Origin of the sequence: Rhodococcus qingshengii JCM 15477, from assembly GCF_023221595.1 — a bacterium.
In the GTDB taxonomy this organism is placed as follows: domain Bacteria; phylum Actinomycetota; class Actinomycetes; order Mycobacteriales; family Mycobacteriaceae; genus Rhodococcus_F; species Rhodococcus_F qingshengii.
Genome location: NZ_CP096563.1, coordinates 2,065,559 through 2,089,996, shown reverse-complemented (window position 1 = coordinate 2,089,996; position 24,438 = coordinate 2,065,559). Strand labels below are relative to the sequence as shown.

Here is a 24,438-nt window from a genome sequence, read left to right as displayed (position 1 = left end):
GAAAGGTACAAACTACGCGCGGACTGTCAGCCCGACCTTCTGGAACTCCTTGAGATCGGAGTATCCGGCCTTCGCCATCGACCGACGGAGACCACCGACGAAGTTCAGCGAACCGTACGGATCGTCCGAAGGGCCGCTCAGAACCTGGTCCAGACTCGGACGCTCACCATAGGAAACCGGAAGAAGTGCTCCACGCGGAACCGAAGGATGAGCCGCAGCGGACGGCCAGTACCAGCCACCACCCGGCGCCTCGGCGGACACGGCCAGCGGCGTGCCCAGAACGGCAGCGTCGGCACCGCAGGCGATGGCCTTCGCCAGATCACCCGAAGTTGCGATGTCACCGTCGGCGATGACGTGGACGTAGCGTCCACCCGTCTCGTCGAGGTAGTCGCGCCTGGCTGCTGCAGCATCGGCAATGGCCGTGGCCATCGGAACGCCGATGCCCAGGACCTCACCGGTGGTGGTTGCACCCTCGGTAGACCCGTACCCGACGATGACACCGGCAGCGCCGGTACGCATCAGGTGCAGCGCGGTGCGGTGGTCACTGACCCCACCCGCGACAACCGGAACGTCGAGTTCCGAGATGAACGTCTTGAGGTTGAGCGGTTCCTGCTCGGTGTGCACGACGTGCTCGGCCGAGATGATCGTGCCGTGGACGACCAGGAGGTCGATTCCCGCCTTGATCAGCTCCGGCGTCAGTGCGCGCGCATTCTGCGGGCTGACGCGAACGGCAGTGGTGACCCCCGAATCACGGACCTGCGCCACCGCAGCTGCCAGAAGACCGGCCTGCAGCGGAGCCGCATGCAGCTCCTGCAGGTAGCGGATGGCCGCGTCGACGCCACCGTCCTTCTCGGCGATCTCGACGAGACGCCGGAGCTTCTCCTCGACATCGGGGTGACGGCCCCACAGGCCTTCACCGTTGATGACACCGAGGCCGCCGCGCTTACCCAACTCGATCGCGAAAGTCGGCGAGACCAACGCGTCGGTGGGATGTGCGAGGACAGGAATGTCGAACCTGTAAGCGTCGAGCTGCCAAGCAGTCGACACCTCCTTCGACGAACGAGTTCGCCGGGAGGGAACGATGTTCACATCGTCCAACTCGTAGGTACGTCGGGCCGTTCGACCCATGCCGATCTCAACGAGGTCGCGCACGCGCGCCCCTTTCTCGTGTACTGGTTGCTAACGAGCGGTGTAGTTGGGTGCTTCGACAGTCATCGTGATGTCGTGCGGATGGCTTTCCTTCAAACCGGCCGCCGTGATCTGGACGAACTGAGCGTTCTGCAGGTGCTCGATCGTCGCCGACCCCGTGTATCCCATGGCAGCGCGCAGACCACCGGTGAGCTGGTGCGTCACCTGCGAGAGCGGGCCACGGAACGGAACACGTCCTTCGATGCCTTCCGGAACCAACTTGTCCTCGGAAAGCACGTCGTCCTGGAAGTACCGATCCTTGGAGTACGACTTGGCCTCGCCACGCGACTGCATCGCGCCGAGCGAACCCATTCCGCGGTAGCTCTTGAACTGCTTGCCGCCGACCAGAATCAGTTCGCCGGGCGATTCAGCGGTACCGGCCAGGAGTGAACCCAGCATGGCCGTCGACGCACCTGCGGCAAGAGCCTTCGCAATGTCACCGGAGAACTGGAGTCCACCGTCGGCGATGACGGGCACACCCAGAGGCTTGCACGCGGCAACCGCTTCCAGAATGGCCGTGACCTGAGGGGCACCGACACCGGCGATGACGCGGGTGGTGCAGATGGAACCAGGGCCGACTCCGACCTTGACGGCATCGACGCCGGCTTCGACCAGTGCCAGAGCACCCGCGCGCGTAGCGACGTTGCCACCGATGATCTGAACCCGCTCGCCCAGTTCACGCTTGAGCTTGGCGATCATGTCGAGAACATTGGACGAATGCCCGTGCGCACTGTCCACCACGAGTACGTCCACACCGGCATCGGTGAGCGCCATCGCGCGCTGGAAGGCGTCATCGCCGGCACCGACTGCAGCGCCGACGAGCAGTCGACCGTCACGGTCCTTGGTGGCGTCGGGATGCTGCTCGGTCTTGACGAAGTCCTTGACCGTGATCAGACCGGTGAGCTTGCCGTTGCCGTCGACGATCGGCAGCTTCTCGATCTTGTGCCGACGAAGAAGGCCCAGTGCCACGTCAGCGGTGACGCCTTCCTGAGCGGTGATCAGGGGCATCTTGGTCATGATCTCCGCGACCGGGCGATTCTGGTCGACCTCGAAACGCATGTCCCGGTTGGTGACGATGCCAACCAGCTGGCCGGCGTCGTCGGTGACAGGCAGACCCGAGATGCGGAAACGAGCGCACTTCGCATCGACCTCACCCATCGTGTCGGTCGGCTTACACGTGACGGGATCGGTCACCATGCCGGCCTCGGAACGCTTGACCGTCTCGACCTGTCCTGCCTGGACCTCAACCGACGAGTTGCGGTGCAGGACACCCATGCCGCCGGCGCGTGCCATCGCAATTGCCATGCGCGACTCGGTGACGGTGTCCATCGCAGAACTGACCAACGGAATCCGCAGACGGATGTCGCGGGTCAGTTGACTGGACGTGTCGACCTGGCTCGGGATGACGTCGGACGCAGCCGGCAACAGCAGCACGTCGTCGTATGTCAGTCCCAGCATCGCGACCTTGTTGGGGTCGTCTCCTCCGGTGTGTACATGTCCTGCAGAACTACTCATGCGGTCAGGACCCTCCATGGACCTAGATTCGCCCAGGGCGACCGCTGTAGCAGCCGCCTCGAAACGGATTACGAAAGCTGGATATCGGATAGAAGGCGCCTGCACGGAAAGAAATTCCTGGCACCTTTTCCCGGCGTTGCACACCATGGTATCGGCTCACTCAAAGGTCCGAACCATCCCACCCACGCTGCGGGTACGCGTAACAAGTGGCGCTGACCCCCCTGACCTGCGTACCGTGGTGCTGTGCGTGATCAACTGCCCCCCGGTCTGCCGCCAGATCCCTTCGCCGGCGACCCAGCTGACCCCTCCGCGGCTCTCGATGCCATCGAGCCGGGCCAACCACTCGACCCCCACGAACGCCAAGCGGTCGAGGAGGATCTCGCTGACCTCGCTGTATACGAGGCACTCCTCGCTCACCGCGGTATCCGCGGTCTCGTAGTCTGCTGCGAGGACTGCCAACAGGATCACTACCACGACTGGGACATGCTGCGCGCAAACCTGCTGCAGCTGCTCGTGGACGGAACCGTCCGCCCCCACGAGCCTGCCTACGACCCGATGCCTGAGGCATATGTCACGTGGGACTACTGCCGTGGATACGCCGACGCGTCGATGAACGAGGCGATGCACGGCGACGGTTTCGACAGCTGAGCGAAACCTCACCCAAGCTCATACGAAAGTGGCCGACAAGCAATTGCTTGTCGGCCACTTTCGTTTGAATTCAGATCGGAACGGTGCGATCAGGGCGGGGGTGAAGAAGAATCACCCGACGGAGACGAGGCCGGCGCCAGAGGCGTCGTTGTCGTGGTTGTCGTCGTTGTTGTCGTGGTCGTTGCCGTGGGCGACGATGACGGTGTCGACGACGCCGCGCTTGGACCAGGCGCCTGCATGATTCCAGGATTGGGCGTTGTCGTCGTGGTCACACCCCCAGGCAGCTGAGGGTTCGCCGGATTGACGGAGATCCCCGGAATCGCCGTGGGAGAGGTGGCAATCGAGGACTGCTGGTCGGTCGTCGACGGCGGCACTGCGGGTGACGTGGTCTCCTGGACCTGCGTCATCAACTTGCCCCAACGCTCGACGAGGTCGGTCTTGTCCTGCGAGTCCTTGACCGCATCGGCACGGTGAGCTGCGTTGTCCAGCACCATCTTTGCCGCAGGAATGTCTCCGGCAGCCAACAGCCGCTCGGCCTTTTCCAGCTCGGAAGTCGTGTCGATCTTCGCAACTGTCGAGTTGGCCTCGTCGGCGAAGACGACCTGCTTGACGCCCCACAGGGCATCGCCGGGCTGGGCGTCGTACGCCATCGCCGTGGCGCCACCGAAGACCACTGCTGCAACTGCTGCAGCGGCGGCGATCGGACGAACCACACGCAATCGAGAACGGGAACGTGAACGCTGACGATCGGAGAAGCCGGACGGCGTCGCTGTGATTGCAGCGATGACATCGTCCAACAACGGACCCTCGGGCATCGGAGTCGCAACGACATCGTCACGCCATTGCGAGAGGATCAACGCAAGTTCGTACTGTTCGGTGCTATCGGTTGCTACCGGCCCACCATTCGAAATGGATTCGATCAGCGCATCGTCACGCCGAACCGCAGCCAAATCCACTGGCGTACCGTCGTCGGCGAGATCACCGAGATTCGAAGCGTCATGCCCCTCGTCTCTAGCCAAAGCTCTCACCTGCTTTCGTCACTTCTTTTTTCAGTTTCGCGATCGCTCTGTGCTGAGCGACTCGTACAGCTCCGGCGGTACTACCGACGGCGACGGCCGTTTCCTCGGCCGACATCCCGACCACCAGGCGAAGTATCAAGATTTCTCGATGCTTCTCCGGAAGTGTGCCGAGAAGTTCGTGCATCTGTCTGCTGGACTCCGAATCGAGAGCTCGCTGTTCGGGACCATCATCCAGTGCTATTACATCCGGTACTTCGGAAACGGGCTCCGACTTGTTACGGGCGGAGCTTCGATGTGCGTCCGCAACCTTGTGCGCGGCAATTCCGTACACAAAGGCCATGAACGGGCGTCCCTGGTCCTGATAACGCGGCAGCGCGGTCATCACGGCCAGACAGACTTCCTGTGCGACGTCGTCAGCGGACAGGTGTCCTCTCTCGGCCGCACCCACTCGACCGCGGCAGTAGCGCACCACCATCGGTCGGATGTTCTCCAGAACCAAAGCTAGAGCTGTACGGTCGCCCTGCGCAGCAGCAGCGACCGCGGTGTCCAACTCATCGCTCGTATTTGTCATCGTCAGCGAAAATCCTGGCGTTACAGTGGCACCTCCCGAGCGGGTGTGCTCCCGCTCTCAGCGGAACCCTCTAAGAGTAACCATCCGGACCGACTGGTCTCCGCATACCTGCCCAGCAGTCGCGATATCGATACAGCTCCTTCTGGAATGTTCTCCGGAGACTTCGGTGGAGTGGTTACGACAAAGGTAGGAGTGATCCACCACGCATCGCAATCAGATCGCCGATCTCCCGGGCACTCGGTGAGGTTCTCTCACCGCTGACACCTTCGATCAACAGAGACGACGCCCAGGCCAGGGGCAGCAGGCCGTATTGCCGGCACCGCGCGAACACATCTGCTGCCATCTTCACGGCTGCGCTCGCGTCGGTTCCGGTCAGCGCGGCGCTACGCAGCAGATCCGACTTCACGCGGTGCCGCACAGACTCCGATTCCGCTGACAATTCGACGGCGCGTTCTGCGTGTCTGCGGGCACGAGCGAAGTCGCCCCCCGCCAACGCCAATTCTGCGGAGACCCATTCGATCCGAATTTCCTGCCGCCACAGCCCGCCCTCGGCATCCAGACGCGCCCGACATTGCGCCAGCAGGCGCCAGCCGAGCGGGAGCCTGCCACAGCCGAGGGCGTCTGCGGCCAGACCGGTCAGAGCGTCACAGGCAGCCTCTGGATCACCTGGCAGGCCGCCGACGATCGCCAGTGCGCGCCCGTCCCACGTGGACGCGAGTGCATGGCGTCCGCTCTGGCGAAGAAACGACGCCCTCGTGCTGGTAGACAGAGAGGCAAGAACTCGATCCGAGTGCGTCGAGAAACCGGCCGTGAGCCGATCGAGGACATCCAATGCAGCCCGCGCTCTTGCGTAGCGGCCCTGACCACCCAGCACTACTGCCGTTGTCCACCAATCTCGGGTAGAGCAAGGCGCCGGGAGGCGGACGAGATCCGGATCCGCACCGAACGCGGCAGACTCGAGGGACCCTGGAAGTGCAGTTGTTTCGTTGGGCACAGGTGATTGAGGGCGCGCAGGTGTCGACACAGGTTGATCATCGCAGCAGCACGAGCAGACATTCGCACGACCGGCGTCACACCAACGATGCCAAAAGTCGCACGAAACACGAAAAGGCAAGTTTGTCGGAGTTAATCAGATATTCAACTGAGATTTGCCAAATGTACTCGTAATGATATTTAACGGGCATATATCCGTGACGTTAACTGCGCATTACTTATTGGACGGATGTCCTAGTTGAAACTTGGGCACTAAGTCCCGAAATGGAGTGCAACCACGCCCACGCAATATCGGACAAATGACGCAAACCGAGCCGAATGACTGAGTGATTTCGCCGGGCGATCAGCCTCGAACATATCCCTGATCTGTGGGTTTCGCATCTCGAGCAGCCAGGCTTGCCGGCCGCCACCTCGATCGACCCAATTTCGACATCGGCGCAGAACAACGCACGAGGAGCCCGAAATGTAAATATATACTTCGTTAACTCTCGCATTTCGATATATGCCGATCGCCACTGAACGAGCCTATTGACGCGATTTACTCAGCACCCTTACGGTTAGCAAGCGTGAACGATTCAGAAGGCCCGGATAACCTCCGGGCAACTTGGTCCGCTCGTTGATCAACGCGAGCTTGCAGTAAGGAGTCAACATGCCTGCACCGAATCACCTTCCAGGCCCCAACGCAGACATCTGGGACTGGCAGATGCACGGTCTGTGCCGCGGAGTCGACTCCTCCATGTTCTTCCATCCCGATGGCGAACGCGGTAGAGCACGTGCCCAGCGCGAAACCCGCGCAAAAGAGATGTGCCGTCAGTGCCCGGTCCTGATGCAGTGCCGCAGCCACGCGCTGACCGTCGCCGAGCCGTACGGCATCTGGGGAGGAATGTCGGAAACCGAACGTGAACTACACGCGCGCCACCGTCGCACCACCCGCATAGCTTCCTGATACATGTAGGTAGAGCGCACTAGGCCCCCGAGAGTTTTCGGGGGCTTTTGCGTGTGGACGGGACACCGTCGAAAAGAATTTCCGACACGACCCATCCGACCGACGCCCGCCTCCGAATGCCTTCTGACAGTGCACCTCAGCACATCCCTTCAGGAAGGCAGACCCATGAACACCTCTACTCGAGTTCTGGCAGTCACCGCAGCAGCCTCTTTCGCCGTCTTCGGCGTGGTCGGTTGCTCCTCGGACGACAACGATTCGTCGACCGACACGTCCAGCGCCGCCATGACGTCTTCTGCCATGGGATCGAGCATGTCTCCCAGCAGCGCGATGGCAGAGCCCGCTTCTGATCTGGTCGGTGCAGGTTGTGCCGACTACGCAGCTGCAGTGCCGAGCGGCGCCGGATCGGTCAGCGGAATGGCCCAGGATCCGGTTGCCACAGCGGCATCCAACAATCCGTTGCTCACCACCTTGACCGCGGCAGTCTCCGGCCAGCTCAACCCGGACGTCAACCTGGTCGACACCCTCAACGGCGGCGAGTTCACCGTCTTCGCACCGATCGACTCGGCATTCGCCAAGATCGACCCCGCCACGATCGACAGCCTCAAGACGGACAGCGCCATGCTGACCAAGATCCTCACCTACCACGTGGTTCCCGGCCAGATCGCCCCTGACGCGATCGACGGAACTCACCCCACCGCCGAGGGCGGAACGGTCACCGTCACCGGATCCGGTGACAACATCAAGGTCAACGACGCAACTGTCGTCTGCGGTGGAGTCAAGACCGCAAACGCCACCGTCTACCTCATCGATTCGGTGCTGATGCCGCAGTAGTCCCCACCTGCTGTGCGCCTTTATCAACCCCCCGCGGTTAATAAAGGCGCACAGCGGCCAACGGCGGGCCAAGAGAAAAGAACCGGACATGCACGCTACGGTTGTACGCGATGAAGCGAGACAACTCTTCGTGAGCGAGCCAGACCATGCGTCGGATGCGGCCGACGCATGCCCGACGGACAATTCTGCGGCCCGCACCGCGCGCATCGCGGAATCACGCGAGCTGGCAGTGATCCTCGCGAACGTCGCCGGTGGCGACCAGAGCGCCTTCGCCGAGTTCTACGACCGAACCAGCTCCCGTGTGTACGGCATGGTTCTTCGTGTACTCCGTGATCCAGGTTTCTCCGAGGAAGCGGTCCAAGAGGTCTACCTCCAAGCCTGGAAATCAGCCGACAGCTTCGACCCCGCCAAGGGGTCCGCGCTCTCCTGGCTCCTGACACTTGCCCACCGGCGCGCAGTGGATCGCGTGCGCTCAGAACAGTCGAGTTCGGATCGACAGGCTCTCTACGACACCACCAATGCCACTCCCGAGTTCGACGTCGTCAGCGACGAAGTGACACGAAGAGACGAGCATCGTGCTGTCACCGACTGTCTCGAAACGCTGACGGACACTCAGCGCCAATCGGTGACTCTCGCCTATTACGGCGGCCGAACGTACCGCGAGGTGGCCGAAGATCTCGGCGTGGCGATTCCCACGATCAAGTCGCGAATTCGCGACGGACTACTGCGCCTACGTGGATGTTTGGGGGTGATGTGAGATGGACGAAGAGCTGATCGACTACGCGTACGCCTACGCGATCGATGCGTTGGACCTCGACGAGCGCCGTGAGGTCGACAAACGACTTGCCGCTTCGGACTCCGCGACCCACGCCGAATTCGACGCCCAGGTCCGGCTCACCGCCGAAACCATGGCCGCGATGACCGTCGTCGACGCCGTCGAGCCCCCGCCGTCGCTGCGCAGCAGCGTCCTTGCCTCGATCGCAGAGCAGGCCGCTGCTCCCAATGCCCCCGTTTCGCTGGCCGAGCGCCGTAACCGTCGACGCCCGTGGACCGTGGCTCTTGCGGCGGCCGCCGCAGTCGCAATCCTGGTCGGCGGCATCGGAATCGGGCGCACGCTGTCCGACAACACGCCGCCGCAGAACCCCGCGTCCGAAATCATGGCAGCACCCGACGTTCATGCCACGACGCGTGAAATCCCGGGCGGCGGTAGTGCCACGACGCTGTTCTCGCCCTCCGAAGACGCCGCAGTCCTCGTGATGAACGATGTGACTCCCCCGAGTCCGGATACCGTCTACCAGATGTGGCTGGTGCCGGGCGACACCGACGACACCACGATGATCCCGATGGGGACGATGGCTCCGGGCGACGTCAAACCCACTACCCAGGTGGTGCTCGACGGCATCGGTCCGAATACGAAGTTGGCGTTCACTGTCGAACCGCCCGGCGGATCGCAGCAGCCGACGAGCGAGCCGTTCGCAACGATCCCGCTCATCTGATCGCCAGACGAAAAAAGATCCCCCACCGGAATCCGGTGGGGGATCTCTTCTTTGTCGAAACTACGAGCAGCGAGTCAGTGGCTGTGACCGTGTCCGGTGTCGGCAACTTCCTCGGTCGGCTTCTCGACGACGGCGCTCTCGGTCGTGAGGATCATGCGCGCGACGGAAGCGGCGTTGACCACTGCCGAGCGAGTGACCTTGACCGGGTCGACGACGCCGTCGGCAAGCAGGTTGCCGTAGGTGAGGGTGGCAGCGTTGAAGCCTTCGCCCTTGGTCATCTCGGCGACCTTGCTGACAACGACGGAACCGTCGATGCCTGCGTTGCTGGAGATCCAGAACAACGGAGCGTTGAGGGCTTCGCGGACCACGGCAACGCCGGTGGCCTCGTCACCCGTCAAGCCGAGGTTCCCGATCAGAGCCGTACCGGCCTGAACGAGAGCCGATCCGCCACCGGGGACGATGCCCTCGGAAACTGCTGCCTTGGCTGCGTTGACCGCATCCTCGACGCGGAACTTGCGTTCCTTCAGATCGGTTTCGGTGGCTGCGCCGACCTTGATGACGGCCACGCCGCCGGACAGCTTCGCCAGACGCTCTTCGAGCTTCTCGCGGTCCCAATCCGAATCGGTGTTCTCGATCTCGCGACGCAGCTGCGCAACGCGGGTCGCGATGTCGTCAGCGGTGCCTGCACCGTCGACGATGACCGTCTCGTCCTTGGTGACGACAACGCGGCGAGCGCTGCCGAGCAGCTCGAGGCCGGCTTCCTTGAGCGAGAGGCCGACGTCGGTGTTGATGACGGTGCCTGCCGTGACGACTGCGAGGTCGTCGAGGAATGCCTTGCGACGATCACCGAAGAACGGCGCCTTGACGGCGACGGCCTTGATGGTCTTGCGGATGGAGTTGACCACGAGGGTGGAGAGAACTTCACCCTCGACGTCCTCGGCGATGATCAAGAGCGGCTTGCCGGATTCGGCAACCTTCTCGAGCAGCGGAAGGAAGTCGGGAAGTGAGCTGATCTTCTCGCGGAAGAGCAGGATCAGCGCGTCTTCGTAGACGGCCTTCTGCGCATCGATGTCGGTGACGAAGTAGGGCGAGAGGTAGCCCTTGTCGAACTGAACACCTTCGGTGACAACGAGTTCGGTTGCAACGGTGGAGGATTCCTCGACCGTCACGACGCCGTCGGTTCCGACACGGGTGAGTGCCTCGCCGACGAGCTTGCCGATCTCTTCGTCACGCGAGGAGACGGTGGCGACCTGAGCGATCGACTTCTCGCCCTCGACGGGGGTGGCTGCGGCGAGCAGTTCCTCGACGACCTTGTCGGCTGCGGCGTTGATGCCGACGCCGAGAGCCATCGGGTTCGCGCCCGCTGCGATGTTCTTGAGTCCGCCGCGGACGATGGCCTGGGCCAGAACGGTCGCGGTGGTGGTGCCGTCGCCGGCAACATCGTTGGTCTTGGTGGCGACGCTCTTGACGAGCTGTGCGCCGAGGTTCTCGAAGGGATCTTCGAGCTCGATCTCACGGGCGATGCTCACACCGTCGTTGGTGACGGTGGGGCCGCCGAATGCCTTGGCGAGCACGACGTGGCGTCCACGCGGGCCCAAGGTCACCTTGACGGCGTCGGCAAGCTTGTCGACTCCGGCTTCGAGAGCGCGGCGTGCGGTCTCGTTGAACGCAATTTGCTTGGACATCTGTTCTGTCAGCTCCTGAATCTTCGGGGCGTGAACGCATTCCGCCCCGGGATCCTGTGTGGACTCCGGGGCGGATCACGTGTGTCTTACTTGGAGACGACAGCCAGCACGTCGCGTGCCGACAGGATCAGGTATTCCTGGCCGGCGTACTTGATCTCGGTTCCGCCGTACTTGGAGTAGATGACCGTGTCACCCTCCTTGACGTCGACCGGGATGCGGTTGCCCTGCTCGTTGACGCGGCCTTCGCCGACTGCAACGACGGTGCCCTCCTGGGGCTTTTCCTTGGCTGTGTCAGGAATGACCAGGCCGGAAGCCGTCGTCGTTTCAGCCTCGTTGGCCTGGACGAGGATCTTGTCCTCGAGCGGCTTGATGTTGACGCTCGCCACGATGAGCCCTCCACTTTGGGGTATGTGCGTCCGAGGCGATCCTCGGACAGCTGTTTGGGTATGCCGTTTACGGCGCGTCACTGCAGTCCCGTCGTCGCGGGTGCCGGAACTCGATCAGCGCCAATTGGCACTCTATACGTGAGAGTGCCAACCCTCAAGGACTGGGCGCATTTTTCTCTTCGTCCAGAGCGAAACAGGACAGCCGTCCACCACGTTCACCTATTGTTCACTTCGTGACGAACATCAATCGCCGTAGTTTTCTGACCTTCGCCGGACTCGGCGCCGTCGGCGCGGTCAGCCTTGGCAAGCCGTGGGGCCTGCAATATGCAGGCGCGTCGACCATTCCGACGTCAGGTCCTGGCACCACTCTCGAGTCCGTGTCCACCCCCGTCAGCAGTAGCGGCTACACCAAGCTCACCGCCGGACCCGGTTGGGCGAACATCGTGCGCAGCGAGTTGGCCGAGCCGAAGTCGGGACGCGAGGACCGACGCACCGCGCTCGCCTCACTCGTGCAGTTGACCGACGTCCACATCGTCGACGCCCAGTCCCCCATGCGATTTGAGTACGTCCACCAGATCACCGGCTCGGCGTTCCGTCCCCAGGAGACCCTGACAGCACACGGGCTGATTTCACTTGTCCGCCGGGTCAATTCGATCGGCAGTGGCCCGCACACGTCGCGACCCTTCGATGCCGTCGTCACCACCGGCGACAACACGGACAACAAGGAATTCGCCGAACTCGACTGGTTCCTCACCTCACTCAACGGCGGAACCGTCGTCGCCAACACCGGTGCCAAGGACCGCTACGAGGGTGTACAGAACTCGGGTGCCGATCTCTACTGGAACCCCGAGTCACCGATGCTCGACATGTACAAGAAGGCCGGATTCCCGGAGATCCCCGATTTCTTCGGTGCCGCTTTCACGCCCGTGTCGAGCCCCGGCCTGAACACCCCTTGGTACTGCGTGTTCGGCAACCACGACGACTCGGTGTCCGGCACGGTGCCCAGCGGCATCCCGCCGCTCGAAGCGATGTACACGGGATCTCTCAAATTCGAGGTGCCCGGTTCACCGGAGCAGGCCAAGCAGATCGACGTCGCCACCAAGTTCGATCCCAGTGCGATACCCGGAATCCTGTCCGCCTTCACGACGCCGCCGCGCCAGGTCACCCCCGACCCGTCGCGCGCGCCGTTCACACCGCGACAGTTCATCGCCGCACATCTTGATCCCGCGCACACCGGTCCCGGCCCCGTCGGACACGGTTTCGCCCCCGACGCCGGCGAAACCGGTATCGGTTACTACTCGTTCGAGATCGCACCGGGCGTCGTCGGCATCAGCATGGACTCCACCAACCGCGCGGGCCTCGTCGACGGTTCGCTGGGCGCCGCTCAGTTCCAGTGGATCGAGAACACCCTGCGCGCCGGCAGCAGCACCTACTACGACGCCGCGGGCTCTCGCGTCACCGAGTCGCGAGGTGACACGTATTTCGTGCTGTTCAGTCACCACACGAGCGACACGATGGACAATCTCATTCCCGACCCCGAGAACGTCCTCGAGCCACGCCTGCGCGGTTCACAGCTTCTCGACTTGCTGCATCGTTTCCCGAACGTACTTGCCTGGGTCAACGGACACACCCACGAGAACAAGATCACCCCGTGGCCCGGCGCGACCCCCGAGCAGGGCTTCTGGGAGATCAACACCGCCTCGCACATCGACTACCCGCAACTCGGACGCATCATCGAGATCGCGGACAACCATGACGGAACGGTGTCGTTGCTTGCGACGCTCTTCGAGGCGGAGAGTCCCAATTCCGTCGACTACAGCGACAAGTCGGCAGCCGGGCTCGCCTCGCTGTACCGCGAACTGTCGTTCAACGACATCCACCGCGACCCGAAGCTGACGGGTACCGGCGTCGACCAGAACGTCGAATTGTTGGTCCACACCGGACGATGACTCCGATTGCCGCAGTGTCCTAGGTGATTTCAGGTCCGCTCGAAGGCGAGCGGTGCGCTTTCGCCCACGACACTGCGGCAACGACGAATCGAACGCCGAATCCGATCAACACCAGATTGCAGACGATCTGGAGGCTCACGAGCCCCCGGGCAAGGTCCGTCTGCGCGGCGATGTCACCGAATCCGACTGTCGAGAAGACGGACAACGAAAAGTACAGCGCCGCCATACGCGACAGCGGTTCGGTGAAACTGCCAGGGCTTGCATGCTCGACCGAAAAATAAGTGATGGACACCAACAACAAGTACGTCGGCATCACCACCGCCACAGCTTCGACCGCCTGCAGAGATGGCACATCGGAACGCAGAATTCGCCACACCTGCCAGGTGGTCACGGCAAGTACCGCGGCGCCTCCACCGATCAAGAGGAAGATTGCACTGGCGGTATGTACATCGATCCACGGCAGAAAGAAATACGCGCATCCGAAGGCGATCACCGTCAGCGTGGGTCGAAGCACTGCACCACGGATCAGCGCGCGTCGTCGTTCCCGGTCGATGTGGGGAGAATCGCCTTTTTTCCGCATGAATCAATGATCGACAATTTCGCAGGTAAAACCACCCTTTCGGTCCGAAAAGGACGTCACGGAGACGAAAAGCACTGAGCAATCCTCACGAACCTTCTGTAACGTTCATATAACGGCGGTCGATTGAACATTGACCGGTATTGACTGTGAGGAGGTGTGCGATGAGTTGTTCACTGGGAATTTCCACTGGATCTTCCGGTGTCTATTCAGCACTCGTCGACACCGATACCAGCACAAACGCGCCAGGCGCCGTGCCTGCCGAGACTCGCTTCGTCTCGGCGGATCAGGCCAATTCCAACGTCGGTGACCTTGTCAGAGCATCCATCAAGCTGATGACGACGCAGGTAACGGACGGATCTGAAGCGCCGCGCTCGATCGGTGTCAGCTATCGCACGGACGATCAACTCGCGAGCATCAGGTCATCTCTTTCGCGCTCGCCGAAGCAGGTCCGTGCAATCCCCGAACCTGCCGCCGTACACGCGTATCTCGCCGAGACAGGGAAAACCGAGCGGTACGACACGACAGCTCAGGTGGACGTCGGCGATCAAGGTCTGACGGTGTCCGTCGTCGACCACACCGGTGAAGTTCTGCACTCCGACCGTATAGACGCCCTCGCAGGGGCCGGAATCGACCGGGCATTGGTCGACTTCGTGACGGAGAAGGCGCCAGGGCACTTGCGCCGGTACACCGACGCGGAACTTCTTGCCGCCCGGTGCCATGTCGCCAAAGAGCAACTGTCCACGTCCACCAAGGTGACCATCGACCTTCCGATCGACGCGATGGCGATCACGCGCGACGAGTTCGAGGCCATCATCGCCCCGGATATCGAGCGCGCCGTCACCTTCATCCGTGAAGTCGTGAAGGGCTCACCGCGGCCCGTCGGTGCCGTTGTACTCATCGGAGGTGGCGCACATATTCCGGCCGTGCGGTCCGCCGTCGCCGCTGCCGTCGACGTCCCCATGGTCGAGATCGTCGAGCCCGAGACTGCGGCAACCAAAGGTGCTGCACTCCTAGCAGATTCGATCACCGCAATTCGTTTCCCGCTGCTGGGCTCCGGAAGTGACCAGCGCTCGGGATCCACCGCCAAGGTATCGGGAGCGTTGATCGGTGCGCTCGTGGTCGGCGGACTGGTACTCGGTTACGGCGCAAAGGAATTGGTGCCGACCGACGACACCGCGGTCTCGCCCGTCGGAACCGGGTCGACCACGACGACGGTGAGCCCCGAAGCGACACCGAGCACCGGATCGACGATCATTCCGTCTCATGATCCTCTGCCTTCGGTAGCCGGCAGCACGTATCCTCGGTACGGGTATCCCACCACCCCGTTCGACTCGCAGCCTTACGACACGCACTCGTACACAACGCATCAGTACACACTTCCGCCTGCGCCGATCCCGGACACCTCGACGACAACCACGCCGCCGACCACGACAACGACCACTCCGAATTGGCCGACCATTCCCGGAATCACGCTGCCCGATCCACCGGCGTGGTGGCCGACGCTACCGGACACCGAGGCGACGCCCCCGGTCGATCCGACCGAGGCAAACCCCGGCGGCGGTCTCGGCCCGGGTGAGAGCGGCGGCGAGAACCCGACGACGCCGGAGACTCCTGGATCCGGTTCCACCGAAACCGAAATCACTACCCCTGGTGGTGGTGATCCGACGACGAAGCCCGGTGAACCGAATACCTCGCTGCCCGAAAACGGTCCCGCGACCACACCGGATCGGGAACCGGCCCCGGTCGGCTGATTCTCAGTCGGCCGATTTTCAGTGCATCAACTGGCTGACGGAGACCGACAGCCCCGGGTCCGTCGCAACACTCAATTCCGAAGGGCCTGCGCCGTTTCCGATCAGGTGAGCGGCCAACGATGCGATCATCACGCCGTTGTCCGTGCACAGTCGAGGTTTCGGAATGCGCAACGTGATGCCCGCTTCGGCGCAGCGCTGCTCGGCGAGTGAGCGGATACGCGAATTGGCCGTGGCGCCGCCGCCGAGAACCAACGTGTCGACCCCGACGTCCTTGGCTGCACGCACTGCCTTCATCGTCAGGACGTCTGCAACCGCTTCCTGGAACGAGGCAGCGATGTCCGGGATCGAAAAGGTCTCGCCTGCGCGCTCTTTCGATTCGACATAGCGCGCGACGGACGTCTTGAGTCCCGAGAACGAGAAGTCGTGCCGCGAATCGCGCGGCCCCGTCATGCCGCGAGGGAAGGCGATTGCGTTCCGATCTCCCTCTTGCGCAGCAGCATCGAGTGCCGGTCCACCGGGAAAGCCGAGTCCGAGCAGTCTGGCCACCTTGTCGAAGGCCTCACCGGCGGCGTCGTCGACAGTCGTGCCCAGTTCGACAATGGGCTTGCCCAGATCTTCGACGTGAAGCAGGTGTGTGTGACCGCCGGAGACCAACAATGCGACGCACGAGGGCAACGGACCGTGCTCGAGAGTGTCCACCGAGACGTGACCGCCGAGATGATTGACCGCATAGAACGGGATGTTCCATGCTGCCGCATAGGCTTTCGCTGCGGCTACACCGACCAGCAGCGCGCCGGCCAGGCCGGGTCCGATGGTGACGGCCAGCGCGTCGGGCTTCTCGATACCGGCGGCAGCAAGGGCACGGCGCATCGTCGGCACGATCGCCTCGAGGTGAGCCCGCGAGGCCACTTCGGGAACCACTCCCCCGTACCTGGCGTGCTGATCCACGCTCGATGCCACCTCGTCGGCCAACAATTCGCAGGTTCCGTCACCGTTCCAGCGGACGATACCGACACCTGTTTCGTCGCAAGAACTTTCGACACCCATGACGATCATGCTTGCTGCTCCTCAATTTCGCGGACACCGAGCACGGCAGGCCGTCTCATCGTGTACGCATCTGCCCCACTGGGCTGGTAGTACTTCTTTCGTGTTCCGACGATCTCGAATCCTTCCCGCCGGTACAGCGCGATGGCAGGTTCGTTGTCGGTGCGCACTTCCAGGAACACCGGGCACTGCCGTGAATCCGCCAGAGCCAGAAGCGCATCGAGCAACGCGCCGCCGATTCCGAGCCGCTGAGCCGAGGGATCTGTACCGATGGTGTGAACCTCGGCCTCCATGTTCGGCGACGCCCCCAACAATGCGACTCCGGCGTAGCCGAGGACGTGACCGTCAGGCTCCCGGGCAACGAAGTAATGATTATGTGCGCCTGCAAGTTCCGAGACGAACGCTTGTGCGCTCCAGGGTCCGTCGCCCGCGAACAACGCGCGCTCCAACTCCGCGCACCGTTCGGCGTCATCGACGTTCATCGGCTCGATGCTGTACTTCATCTGCTCTGTCTCACTTGCCACGTTCTGCAAGGGTCTTCGCGTCCGGGCGTCGGAGGTACAGCGGCTCCAGCGGGGCCGGAACCGAGCCGGACAGGATCTCGCGAGCAGCGACTGTCACCAACCCGGCCGGTGAAGGTGTCTCCGCCGGGTCGACGGGTAGATCGAAGAAGTCCACGTGCGAAGCGGATCCGGCAATCAGCGTCGAAGGCGAAGGATCGACGTCGCCGGCGGAATTCACAGCCGGTCCTTCGACGCGCACTCCGCCGTCATAACGCGCCCAGTAGATCTCGCGACGCCTCGCGTCAGTCACGACGAGCAGGCTCGGTGTGGTCGGTACCGCAGCCGCGATCGCATCGAGGCTGCACACGCCGTACACGGGAACACCGAGTGCGTCACCGAAGGCAGCGCCCGTCGCCATGCCGACACGCAGTCCGGTGTACGGCCCTGGCCCGACACCCACGACGACGGCGTTCAAGTCGGCCGGTGTGAGCCCTGCCTCTGCGAGGCATTCGAGGACGTGAGGGGTCAAGACCTCGGCGTGCGCACGAGGATTGACCGTGACACGCACGGCAAGCGTCTCCACTGTGTCCGGTGACTCTGCGTCCGGTGACACTGGGTCCGGTGACGAAGCCGACAGGGAGACGACTCCGGCAGTGACTGCCGGAGTGGAGGTGTCAATTGCGAGAACAAGCACGATTTCTCAGGGTACCCGCACGTGAAGAACTACTTCCGGCCCGGGAGGGTCACGACGTCCAGGACCAACTCGCAGTCCGCACATCCGATTCGGGTTCCCGATGAAGCTGCACTCGCAGGTGCCGTTCGACGAGCCTTTCCGCGACGTCACCACCCCATTCGACCACCACCACTGCATCGGTGAGGTCGGTGTCGAGGTCGAGGGCATCGAGTTCGTCGAGCGCATGCGGTCCGCTGTCTCCCAGCCGGTATGCGTCGACGTGGATCATGCCGACGGGAACTCCGCCGCCAGGGCGGATGCCCGGACGATGCTCACGAGCGATGACGAACGTCGGGGACGTCACCCGGCCCTGCACCCCGAGCCCGGCGCCGATTCCGCGCGTCAACGCGGTCTTGCCTGCCCCGAGTGGACCGTCCAGCACCACCAGGTCGCCGGCAACAAGTCCCGCCGCCAAGCGTCGGCCGAAAGCCTCGGTATCCTCGGCCGTTTCCAACGTGATCTGTCCGGACACGGGAAGTCCCGTGGAGTTCTCAGCCGACATCGGACCGCTCTTCTACCTGCGCTCGCTGCACCAACTTGTCGATTGCGTCCGTCACGATCGCCGGGAACTCGAGCTGCACCAGATGGCCGGCCCCGTGAACTCGCACGAGTTCGGATTCGGGGAGATCGGCGGCGAGACGCTTGGAGCTGATGAACGGAATCATCATGTCTTGATCGCCGCAGATCACGACTGCCGGTGTGTGCGCGAGGACCTCGAGAGAAGCGGACTCGTCGTGCAGTTCCAACGTCCGCAGGAAATTGACGATGGTCACAACCGAGGTGCGGTCGAGCATGCCGTCCGAGAGTTCATGCAGCCGTGGGCTGACATCGGTGCCGTACGAGGCCGCACGCAGGATCGGCGTGATCAATACTCGCGCAGCGCCCCGGGCATGCTGAACTACTCCTGGTGAGGTGCGCACTGCCAACCGGAATCCGTCGATGATCGGATTCTGCAGATTGCGGGTCAGGCCGGTCTCCGCCAGGCCTGCCGCCGTCGTCGCGACCAGCCCCACGCCGATGACTCGGCCCTCGAACCATTCGGGTCGCTGACCGGCGAGCGCGAGTACCGTCATGCCGCCCATCGAGTGACCGACCAGAACTATCGGCCCCTTGGGTACCTTGGCCTCGACGACGGTCGCGAGGTCGCGGCCGAGCTGAGAAACCGTACAACTCTTCGAACGCGGCATGCCCGAGTCTCCGTGTCCGCGCTGGTCGTAGAACACCATGCGAACCTTGTTGCCCCATCGCTCTTCGAGCTGGCGGCGCTGGAAATGCCAGGACAGCGCACTCAGGCAGTATCCGTGCACGAAAACGACTGTCAGCGGAGCGTCGTCCGGTCCCACTTCGCGAACTGCCAGCTCGACACCGTCCTCGGTGCGCACCGTGCTCTTGCGGTCGCGCGTCATGAGGTCGAAGTCCTCGTCCGCGTAGATTTCCCGGCCCGGACGCGTCGCGGTCTTGAATGCGTTCACGCCGGCCATCGAGCCGAGCGCCACGGCGCTGAGCAGGCCACCGAGAATGCTCATCTTTCCTGCAGTCTTCATGACGTCTCTCCCCCGATGTACGTACGCACAGTGCGTCCACGTATCCCGGTCACGACCTCGTAGTGAATGGTGTCGAGTACGTCGGCCCAGGCCTGCGCGTTGGGTTCGCCGTGATCGCCGTTGCCGAAGAAGATCGCGGTGTCGCCTTCGCGAACTCCGTCACCGTCCGGACCCAGGTCCACCAATACCTGGTCCATGCAGATTCGCCCGACAGCCTGGCGACGCTTACCGCCCAACTGCACTTCGAACTTGCCACTCAGTGAGCGAGACAAACCGTCGGCGTAGCCGACGGGAAGCAGCGCAAGAGTGGTGTCGTGCGGTGCGACCCACTGATGCCCGTAGGAGACGCCCTCTCCGGCGGCTACCTTCTTCACCAGAATCACCTTCGCTCGCAGCGTCATCGCCGGTCGTAAACCGAAATCTCCGAGTTCGGGCACCGGAGACAATCCATATATCGCGATTCCGGGCCGAACCATGTCAAACCGCAGGTCAGGACGGGTGACTGTAGCAGCGGAGTTGGAAAGATGAACGACTTCGGGGTCGAATCCGCGAGCGCGGACGTCGGCAACCGCGTCGATCAAACGCTGCTTCTGCATGTCGATGACGTCGTGATGCGGTTCGTCCGAGTGCGCGAGGTGAGAGAACACTCCGCGCAGCCTGATCGTGCCCTCGTCCCGCGCAGTGGCGAGGTCGTCGAGCATCTGCGGCCACTCGGTTCTCGATACGCCGTTGCGATTGAGACCGGTGTCCACCTTGAGCGTCACCATCGCCTTTTGTCCCAGAACCCGTGCCGCGTCGACGACAGCGGCCAGGTGTCGCGGGGAGGACACGCCGATCTCGACGTCCGATCGGATCGCCGAGGCGAAATCGGCGTCGACGCCGTGCAGCCAGGCAAGAACGGGAGCGGTGATGCCTGCCTCGCGAAGGACCAGTGCCTCCGCGATGGTGGTGACGCCGAGTTCCCGGGCTCCCGCCGAGAGCGCCGTCCGCGCCACCGCAACTGCGCCGTGGTTGTATCCGTCCGCCTTGATGACCGCCATCAACGCTGCATCCCCGGCAAATTCACGCAGAACACGCACGTTGTGCGCGATCGCGTCCAGATCGACGACTGCCTCCGTCTGCGGCCCTACTGCGTCGTCGAGTCGGCTCGCCTTCCCCTCCGCAGGCTCCTTCGGTGCTCTTCCCTGGGCAAGCGTCATGGCGACAATCCTGCCACCCACGCAGAATCGGACACGTGTTCGGGTTTGAACACCCTCAATCGAGGGCAAAAGAGCGAAGCACACGCACCGATTCCCGCAGACCTCCCAGCAGGGGTGAAGCCGAAATCGGTGCTCCGGCGACATCCCTCTGACCGCCGGCAGCGGCGATGTTCGCAGCCAACGCGTGAGCCCGCGCCCCGACGGCCCCGGCTTCGAGAGGGCTCAGACCCGACGCCAGCAACGCACCGATCACACCGGAGAGGATGTCACCCGAGCCTGCCGTCGATGCCCAGGAGCCGCCGGCGTCGTTGACCAGCACCTCACCGCCGGGATCCGAGATCACCGTCGTATGGCCCTTCAACAGGACCGTGACTCCGAGGCGTGCGGCAAGAGCACGCGTGGCCGCGATCCTGTCGTCGCCAAGAGTTGTGAATCGAGCGAACTCGCCGGCGTGGGGCGTCAACAGTGTCGGCGCGGTCCGGGCTGCGACAAGTTCGGGACGCTGAGCGAGGAGGGTAAGTCCGTCCGCATCGACAACAACGGGTACATCAGTAGCCAGCACCGACGCCAGAAGTCGCGCGGCGTCGTCGTCGGTACCCATACCGGGGCCGACCACCCACGCCTGAACTCGCCCGGCGGCTTGGAAGGTCTCACTCGCAATCACCTCCGGGAACCGGGCGAGCACCTCGGTGGCGCCGTGCCCGGCGTAGCGGACCAGGCCGGCGGTCGCGGTCACCGCGGCACCGGTACAGAGCACGCCCGCGCCGGGATACTGCTCACTTCCCGCAACGATGCCCACCACACCCTGCGAATACTTGTCGTCCTCCGGACCGGGCACCGGCCACAGCGCACCGACCTCCGCCGGATCGAGCGAACCGAATTCGGGTTCGCCGACGCTCAATCCGATGTCCACGAGTTCGACACGACCACACAGCGGAGCCGCGAGTACGTGTACCGGCTTGAGCGCACCGAATGTGACCGTCACATCAGCGGTCACCGACGGGCCGTCCACTGCGCCGGTGTTCGCGTCGACGCCGCTCGGAAGATCGACCGCCACGATCGGTGCATCCACCTGGCCGACGAGATCGGCCGCGTCAGGCCGTAGACCGCCGTGCCCGGAAATCCCGACGATGCCGTCGATCACCAGATCCGGCGACCCGACTTCGGCGGCGACTCGGCCGCCGGCCTTCAAGAGAGCATCGAGGCCCGCCCGATGAGCGCGCGCCGGATCGAGCAACACGGCCCGCACGCTCACACCTCGTTTGCGGAGCAACGCACCGGCCCACAGGGCATCACCGCCGTTGTCGCCCGTACCGACCAGCAGCGTCACCGACCGATGCGCGACCGACCCTGTACGGGAACGCAATTCGTCCGCGACTACTCGCGCAAGACCGTACGCCGCTCGACGCATCAGCACCCCGTCGGGCAGCTTGTCGAGCAGCGGCGCCTCAGCTGCTCGCACCTGATCGGCTGTGTAGTACCCACGCATGTCGGAACCCTTCAGTTGCCGTCGCTACCCTCGAAACCATGAAATCACGTCTTCGCCCGGCAATCGCGGGTCTCGTGCTCGCTCTCGGTCTGGTCGGGTGCAGTTCCGGCACCGACTCCACACCACCGGCTCCGGAAACGACGGCCAGCGGACCCGTGGTGACCATCTCCGGGATGGCGTACTCCCCCGCGTCCATCACCGTGAATGTCGGCGAGACGGTCACGTGGGTGTTCGACGACAACGGAATGGCCCACGACGTCAACGGCCTCGGGGACGCCAAGGGCAAACTCCGCAGTCCGCTCAAGAAATCGGGAACCTACACCTACACGTTCACCGAACCCGGAACCTACGACTACACCTGCACACCGCATCCCGAGATGCGCGGAACCGTCGTCGTCGAGACGCCGTAACGCGCTCGGACCCCACAGTCTTGCGACTGCGGGGCCCGATTTTCTAGCGAAAGCTACTCGACCGTAACCGATTTCGCCAGGTTACGCGGCTTGTCGACGTCGTAGCCACGCGCCGCGGCAACCTCGGCCGCAAAGATCTGCAACGGAACCGTGGACAGCAACGGCTGCAGCAGAGTCGGTGACGCCGGAATCTCGATCAGGTGATCCGCGTGCGCCGCGGCGACGGTGTCGCCTTCCTCAGCGATGACGATAGTCGTCGCCCCGCGCGCCTTGATCTCCTGAATGTTGGACACCAACTTCGAGTGCAGGACAGCGCGGCCCTGCGGCGACGGCATGACGATGATGACCGGAAGGTCCTCCTCGATCAAGGCGATCGGGCCGTGCTTGAGCTCACCGGCGGCAAAGCCCTCGGCGTGCATGTACGCGAGTTCCTTGAGCTTGAGCGCACCCTCGAGCGCCACCGGGTAGCCGACGTGACGCCCCAGGAACAGCACGGTCGACGCGTGCGCGAACTGGCGCGCCAACGCGCGCACCGGTTCTGCCGTCTCGAGTACCTTGCTGACCAATGCGGGCATCGCTTCGAGGTCGGCGTACTCGCGGGCGACCTCGTCCGGATACTTGGTTCCGCGAGCCTGCGCCAAAGCCAAACCGACGAGGTAGTTCGCGGTCACCTGCGCCAGGAACGCCTTGGTGGACGCGACCGCGATTTCCGGTCCTGCCCGGGTGTAGAGGACTGCGTCGGCTTCACGCGGGATCTGTGCACCGTTGGTGTTGCAGATCGCCAGGACGCGTGCCTTCTGGTCCTTGGCATGCTTGACAGCCTCGAGCGTATCGGCCGTTTCCCCCGACTGCGAGATTGCGACAACAAGCGTCGAGCGATCGAGAACCGGGTCGCGGTAACGGAATTCGCTGGCGAGTTCGACCTCGACAGGTAGACGCGTCCAATGCTCGATCGCGTACTTCGCCAACAGACCGGAGTGGTAAGCGCTACCGCAAGCGACAACGAACACCTTGTCGACGTCGCGCAGTTCCTGATCGGACAACCGCTGCTCGTCGAGGACGATCTTCCCGTTCTCGAAGTGGCCGAGGAGCGTGTCGGCGACAGCGGTCGGCTGCTCTTCGATCTCCTTGAGCATGAAGTAATCGTGACCACCCTTTTCGGCGGCCGCGAGATCCCAGTCGATGCGGAACGGGCGTCCTTCTGCCTCGTTACCCGCGAAGTCGGAGATCCGGTAGCTGTCGGCAGTGATCACCACTGCCTGATCCTGTCCGAGTTCAACCGCATCGCGTGTGTGCTCGATGAATGCAGCGACGTCGGAGCCGAGGAACATCTCGCCCTCACCGACACCGACTACGAGCGGTGTCGAGCGGCGCGCGGCGACAATCGTGTCCGCATGATCAGCGTGCGTGAAGACGAGCGTGAACGCACCTTCCAACCGACGAACCACCGACAGCGCACTCTCGATGAAATCACCTGCCGTCGGCCCCTGGGCGTACGCCCGGGCGACGAGGTGAACCGCGACCTCGGAATCCGTGTCGCTCTGCAGTTCGACGCCTGCAGCCTCGAGCTCCGCACGCAGCGGGGCAAAATTCTCGATGATTCCGTTGTGAACGACAGCCAGCTTGCCCGAGGCATCACGATGCGGGTGCGCATTGCGGTCCGTCGGACGCCCATGCGTCGCCCAACGGGTATGGCCCATACCGGACGTACCGACGAAGTGATCCGCACCGTACTCGCCGAGCTCCGCCTCGAGGTTGGCCAACTTACCGGCCTTACGCTCGATCTCGACCCCACCGGTTCCGTCGAGAATCGCGATTCCCGACGAGTCGTACCCGCGATACTCCATTCGTCGCAAAGCCTCCACCACAACGCCCAGAGCTGGGCGGTGGCCGACGTATCCCACGATTCCGCACATGGTGACTCAGGGTACTTGGACATCGGCGGTGGGCGCATTTTG

The 24,438-nt window shown here is 63.4% G+C and carries 24 protein-coding genes; 8 read left to right on the top strand and 16 right to left on the bottom strand.

What is annotated here, in order from left to right; translation table 11 throughout:
• Window positions 1-12 precede the first annotated feature (12 nt).
• Together M0639_RS09550 and guaB are read right to left on the bottom strand one after the other, a co-directional pair.
• A complete protein-coding gene (locus M0639_RS09550) occupies window positions 13-1,152 on the bottom strand; it encodes a GuaB3 family IMP dehydrogenase-related protein (RefSeq protein ID WP_003940976.1) in 1,140 nt (379 codons plus the stop codon).
• Between the two features lie 27 nt (window positions 1,153-1,179).
• Window positions 1,180-2,703, bottom strand: coding sequence for an IMP dehydrogenase (gene guaB / locus M0639_RS09545; protein WP_003940903.1), 1,524 nt, complete (start codon window positions 2,701-2,703; stop codon window positions 1,180-1,182).
• Window positions 2,704-2,946: 243 nt separating this feature from the next.
• On the opposite strand from guaB, the gene M0639_RS09540 reads away from it, so the two are divergent.
• Window positions 2,947-3,351, top strand: coding sequence for a DUF5319 domain-containing protein (locus M0639_RS09540; protein ID WP_003940777.1), 405 nt, complete (start codon window positions 2,947-2,949; stop codon window positions 3,349-3,351).
• An 89-nt stretch (window positions 3,352-3,440) separates the two neighbouring features.
• On the opposite strand, the gene M0639_RS09535 is transcribed toward M0639_RS09540, so the two are convergent.
• The 3 genes from M0639_RS09535 to M0639_RS09525 all read right to left on the bottom strand — a co-directional run bounded on the left by M0639_RS09535 (window position 3,441) and on the right by M0639_RS09525 (window position 5,815).
• A complete protein-coding gene (locus M0639_RS09535; protein ID WP_228402069.1) occupies window positions 3,441-4,379 on the bottom strand; it encodes an anti-sigma-D factor RsdA in 939 nt (312 codons plus the stop codon).
• A complete protein-coding gene (locus M0639_RS09530; RefSeq protein WP_003940953.1) occupies window positions 4,363-4,941 on the bottom strand; it encodes a sigma-70 family RNA polymerase sigma factor in 579 nt (192 codons plus the stop codon). Before M0639_RS09530 ends, M0639_RS09535 begins: the two co-directional genes overlap by 17 nt.
• Window positions 4,942-5,116: 175 nt before the next feature.
• Window positions 5,117-5,815, bottom strand: a complete 699-nt coding sequence (locus M0639_RS09525; protein WP_082893138.1) for a hypothetical protein — start codon at window positions 5,813-5,815, stop codon at window positions 5,117-5,119.
• A 768-nt stretch (window positions 5,816-6,583) separates the two neighbouring features.
• On the opposite strand from M0639_RS09525, the gene M0639_RS09520 reads away from it, so the two are divergent.
• The 4 genes from M0639_RS09520 (at window position 6,584) to M0639_RS09505 (ending at window position 9,207) form a co-directional block, all read left to right on the top strand.
• Window positions 6,584-6,880 carry a WhiB family transcriptional regulator gene (locus M0639_RS09520; protein WP_003940939.1) on the top strand — a complete coding sequence of 99 codons (297 nt, stop codon included), beginning with the start codon at window positions 6,584-6,586 and terminating at the stop codon, window positions 6,878-6,880.
• Window positions 6,881-7,045: 165 nt separating this feature from the next.
• Window positions 7,046-7,711, top strand: coding sequence for a fasciclin domain-containing protein (locus tag M0639_RS09515; RefSeq protein ID WP_050656361.1), 666 nt, complete (start codon window positions 7,046-7,048; stop codon window positions 7,709-7,711).
• 88 nt (window positions 7,712-7,799) lie between these two features.
• Window positions 7,800-8,468 (top strand): sigma-70 family RNA polymerase sigma factor, encoded by a 669-nt coding sequence (locus M0639_RS09510; protein ID WP_007728615.1) that lies wholly within the window; start codon window positions 7,800-7,802, stop codon window positions 8,466-8,468.
• Between the two features lies 1 nt (window position 8,469).
• Window positions 8,470-9,207 (top strand): anti-sigma factor, encoded by a 738-nt coding sequence (locus M0639_RS09505; protein WP_054188123.1) that lies wholly within the window; start codon window positions 8,470-8,472, stop codon window positions 9,205-9,207.
• A gap of 74 nt (window positions 9,208-9,281) precedes the next feature.
• Here M0639_RS09505 and groL read toward each other — a convergent pair whose 3' ends face one another.
• The gene (gene groL / locus M0639_RS09500; protein ID WP_003940715.1) at window positions 9,282-10,892 is read right to left on the bottom strand and encodes a chaperonin GroEL; all 1,611 of its coding nucleotides are present in this window, start codon (window positions 10,890-10,892) and stop codon (window positions 9,282-9,284) included.
• A gap of 86 nt (window positions 10,893-10,978) precedes the next feature.
• Window positions 10,979-11,278, bottom strand: coding sequence for a co-chaperone GroES (groES, locus tag M0639_RS09495; protein ID WP_003940763.1), 300 nt, complete (start codon window positions 11,276-11,278; stop codon window positions 10,979-10,981).
• A gap of 233 nt (window positions 11,279-11,511) precedes the next feature.
• Here groES and M0639_RS09490 point away from each other — a divergent pair, with 233 nt between their 5' ends.
• Window positions 11,512-13,227: a TIGR03767 family metallophosphoesterase gene (locus M0639_RS09490; protein WP_007728613.1), complete on the top strand. Its 1,716-nt coding sequence runs from the start codon at window positions 11,512-11,514 to the stop codon at window positions 13,225-13,227.
• Between the two features lie 19 nt (window positions 13,228-13,246).
• Here the strand turns inward: M0639_RS09490 and M0639_RS09485 are convergent, their stop codons facing one another.
• On the bottom strand, window positions 13,247-13,807 hold the full coding sequence (locus M0639_RS09485; protein ID WP_007728612.1) for a potassium channel family protein: 561 nt from the start codon (window positions 13,805-13,807) through the stop codon (window positions 13,247-13,249).
• Window positions 13,808-13,968: 161 nt separating this feature from the next.
• Here M0639_RS09485 and M0639_RS09480 point away from each other — a divergent pair, with 161 nt between their 5' ends.
• On the top strand, window positions 13,969-15,558 hold the full coding sequence (locus M0639_RS09480; RefSeq protein WP_064073929.1) for an Hsp70 family protein: 1,590 nt from the start codon (window positions 13,969-13,971) through the stop codon (window positions 15,556-15,558).
• 18 nt (window positions 15,559-15,576) lie between these two features.
• On the opposite strand, the gene tsaD is transcribed toward M0639_RS09480, so the two are convergent.
• From tsaD to M0639_RS09445, 7 genes are read right to left on the bottom strand one after another with little or no spacing between them, the layout of a single operon-like run.
• Entirely contained in the window at window positions 15,577-16,614 is a 1,038-nt protein-coding gene (tsaD, locus tag M0639_RS09475; RefSeq protein ID WP_007728610.1) for a tRNA (adenosine(37)-N6)-threonylcarbamoyltransferase complex transferase subunit TsaD, read from the bottom strand.
• Window positions 16,611-17,105 carry a ribosomal protein S18-alanine N-acetyltransferase gene (gene rimI / locus M0639_RS09470; RefSeq protein WP_054831463.1) on the bottom strand — a complete coding sequence of 165 codons (495 nt, stop codon included), beginning with the start codon at window positions 17,103-17,105 and terminating at the stop codon, window positions 16,611-16,613. Before rimI ends, tsaD begins: the two co-directional genes overlap by 4 nt.
• Window positions 17,106-17,115: 10 nt before the next feature.
• Complete coding sequence (tsaB, locus tag M0639_RS09465) at window positions 17,116-17,799, bottom strand: tRNA (adenosine(37)-N6)-threonylcarbamoyltransferase complex dimerization subunit type 1 TsaB (RefSeq protein ID WP_054188122.1); 684 nt, start codon at window positions 17,797-17,799, stop codon at window positions 17,116-17,118.
• Between the two features lie 49 nt (window positions 17,800-17,848).
• Window positions 17,849-18,340, bottom strand: a complete 492-nt coding sequence (tsaE, locus tag M0639_RS09460) for a tRNA (adenosine(37)-N6)-threonylcarbamoyltransferase complex ATPase subunit type 1 TsaE (RefSeq protein WP_064073930.1) — start codon at window positions 18,338-18,340, stop codon at window positions 17,849-17,851.
• Window positions 18,330-19,382 (bottom strand): alpha/beta fold hydrolase, encoded by a 1,053-nt coding sequence (locus tag M0639_RS09455; protein ID WP_003940782.1) that lies wholly within the window; start codon window positions 19,380-19,382, stop codon window positions 18,330-18,332. The genes tsaE and M0639_RS09455 overlap by 11 nt, the downstream gene beginning before the upstream one ends.
• On the bottom strand, window positions 19,379-20,581 hold the full coding sequence (alr, locus tag M0639_RS09450; protein ID WP_007728606.1) for an alanine racemase: 1,203 nt from the start codon (window positions 20,579-20,581) through the stop codon (window positions 19,379-19,381). Before alr ends, M0639_RS09455 begins: the two co-directional genes overlap by 4 nt.
• 55 nt (window positions 20,582-20,636) lie before the next feature.
• Entirely contained in the window at window positions 20,637-22,070 is a 1,434-nt protein-coding gene (locus M0639_RS09445; protein WP_042922489.1) for an NAD(P)H-hydrate dehydratase, read from the bottom strand.
• A 38-nt stretch (window positions 22,071-22,108) separates the two neighbouring features.
• On the opposite strand from M0639_RS09445, the gene M0639_RS09440 reads away from it, so the two are divergent.
• Entirely contained in the window at window positions 22,109-22,480 is a 372-nt protein-coding gene (locus M0639_RS09440) for a plastocyanin/azurin family copper-binding protein (RefSeq protein WP_003940908.1), read from the top strand.
• Window positions 22,481-22,533: 53 nt separating this feature from the next.
• On the opposite strand, the gene glmS is transcribed toward M0639_RS09440, so the two are convergent.
• Window positions 22,534-24,396, bottom strand: coding sequence for a glutamine--fructose-6-phosphate transaminase (isomerizing) (gene glmS / locus M0639_RS09435; RefSeq protein ID WP_003940837.1), 1,863 nt, complete (start codon window positions 24,394-24,396; stop codon window positions 22,534-22,536).
• Between the last annotated feature and the right edge of the window lie 42 nt (window positions 24,397-24,438).

Bases quoted from the DNA above. Each gene is read 5' to 3' on its own strand.
- guaB (WP_003940903.1), bottom strand. From the start codon at position 2,703: ATGAGTAGTTCTGCAGGACATGTACACACCGGAGGAGACGACCCCAAC.
- M0639_RS09530 (WP_003940953.1), bottom strand. From the start codon at position 4,941: ATGACAAATACGAGCGATGAGTTGGACACCGCGGTCGCTGCTGCTGCG.
- M0639_RS09520 (WP_003940939.1), top strand. From the start codon at position 6,584: ATGCCTGCACCGAATCACCTTCCAGGCCCCAACGCAGACATCTGGGAC.
- M0639_RS09515 (WP_050656361.1), top strand. From the start codon at position 7,046: ATGAACACCTCTACTCGAGTTCTGGCAGTCACCGCAGCAGCCTCTTTC.
- M0639_RS09510 (WP_007728615.1), top strand. From the start codon at position 7,800: ATGCACGCTACGGTTGTACGCGATGAAGCGAGACAACTCTTCGTGAGC.
- M0639_RS09505 (WP_054188123.1), top strand. From the start codon at position 8,470: ATGGACGAAGAGCTGATCGACTACGCGTACGCCTACGCGATCGATGCG.
- groL (WP_003940715.1), bottom strand. From the start codon at position 10,892: ATGTCCAAGCAAATTGCGTTCAACGAGACCGCACGCCGCGCTCTCGAA.
- M0639_RS09485 (WP_007728612.1), bottom strand. From the start codon at position 13,807: ATGCGGAAAAAAGGCGATTCTCCCCACATCGACCGGGAACGACGACGC.
- M0639_RS09480 (WP_064073929.1), top strand. From the start codon at position 13,969: ATGAGTTGTTCACTGGGAATTTCCACTGGATCTTCCGGTGTCTATTCA.
- tsaD (WP_007728610.1), bottom strand. From the start codon at position 16,614: ATGATCGTCATGGGTGTCGAAAGTTCTTGCGACGAAACAGGTGTCGGT.
- rimI (WP_054831463.1), bottom strand. From the start codon at position 17,105: ATGAAGTACAGCATCGAGCCGATGAACGTCGATGACGCCGAACGGTGC.
- tsaE (WP_064073930.1), bottom strand. From the start codon at position 18,340: ATGTCGGCTGAGAACTCCACGGGACTTCCCGTGTCCGGACAGATCACG.
- M0639_RS09455 (WP_003940782.1), bottom strand. From the start codon at position 19,382: ATGAAGACTGCAGGAAAGATGAGCATTCTCGGTGGCCTGCTCAGCGCC.
- alr (WP_007728606.1), bottom strand. From the start codon at position 20,581: ATGACGCTTGCCCAGGGAAGAGCACCGAAGGAGCCTGCGGAGGGGAAG.
- M0639_RS09445 (WP_042922489.1), bottom strand. From the start codon at position 22,070: ATGCGTGGGTACTACACAGCCGATCAGGTGCGAGCAGCTGAGGCGCCG.
- M0639_RS09440 (WP_003940908.1), top strand. From the start codon at position 22,109: ATGAAATCACGTCTTCGCCCGGCAATCGCGGGTCTCGTGCTCGCTCTC.
- glmS (WP_003940837.1), bottom strand. From the start codon at position 24,396: ATGTGCGGAATCGTGGGATACGTCGGCCACCGCCCAGCTCTGGGCGTT.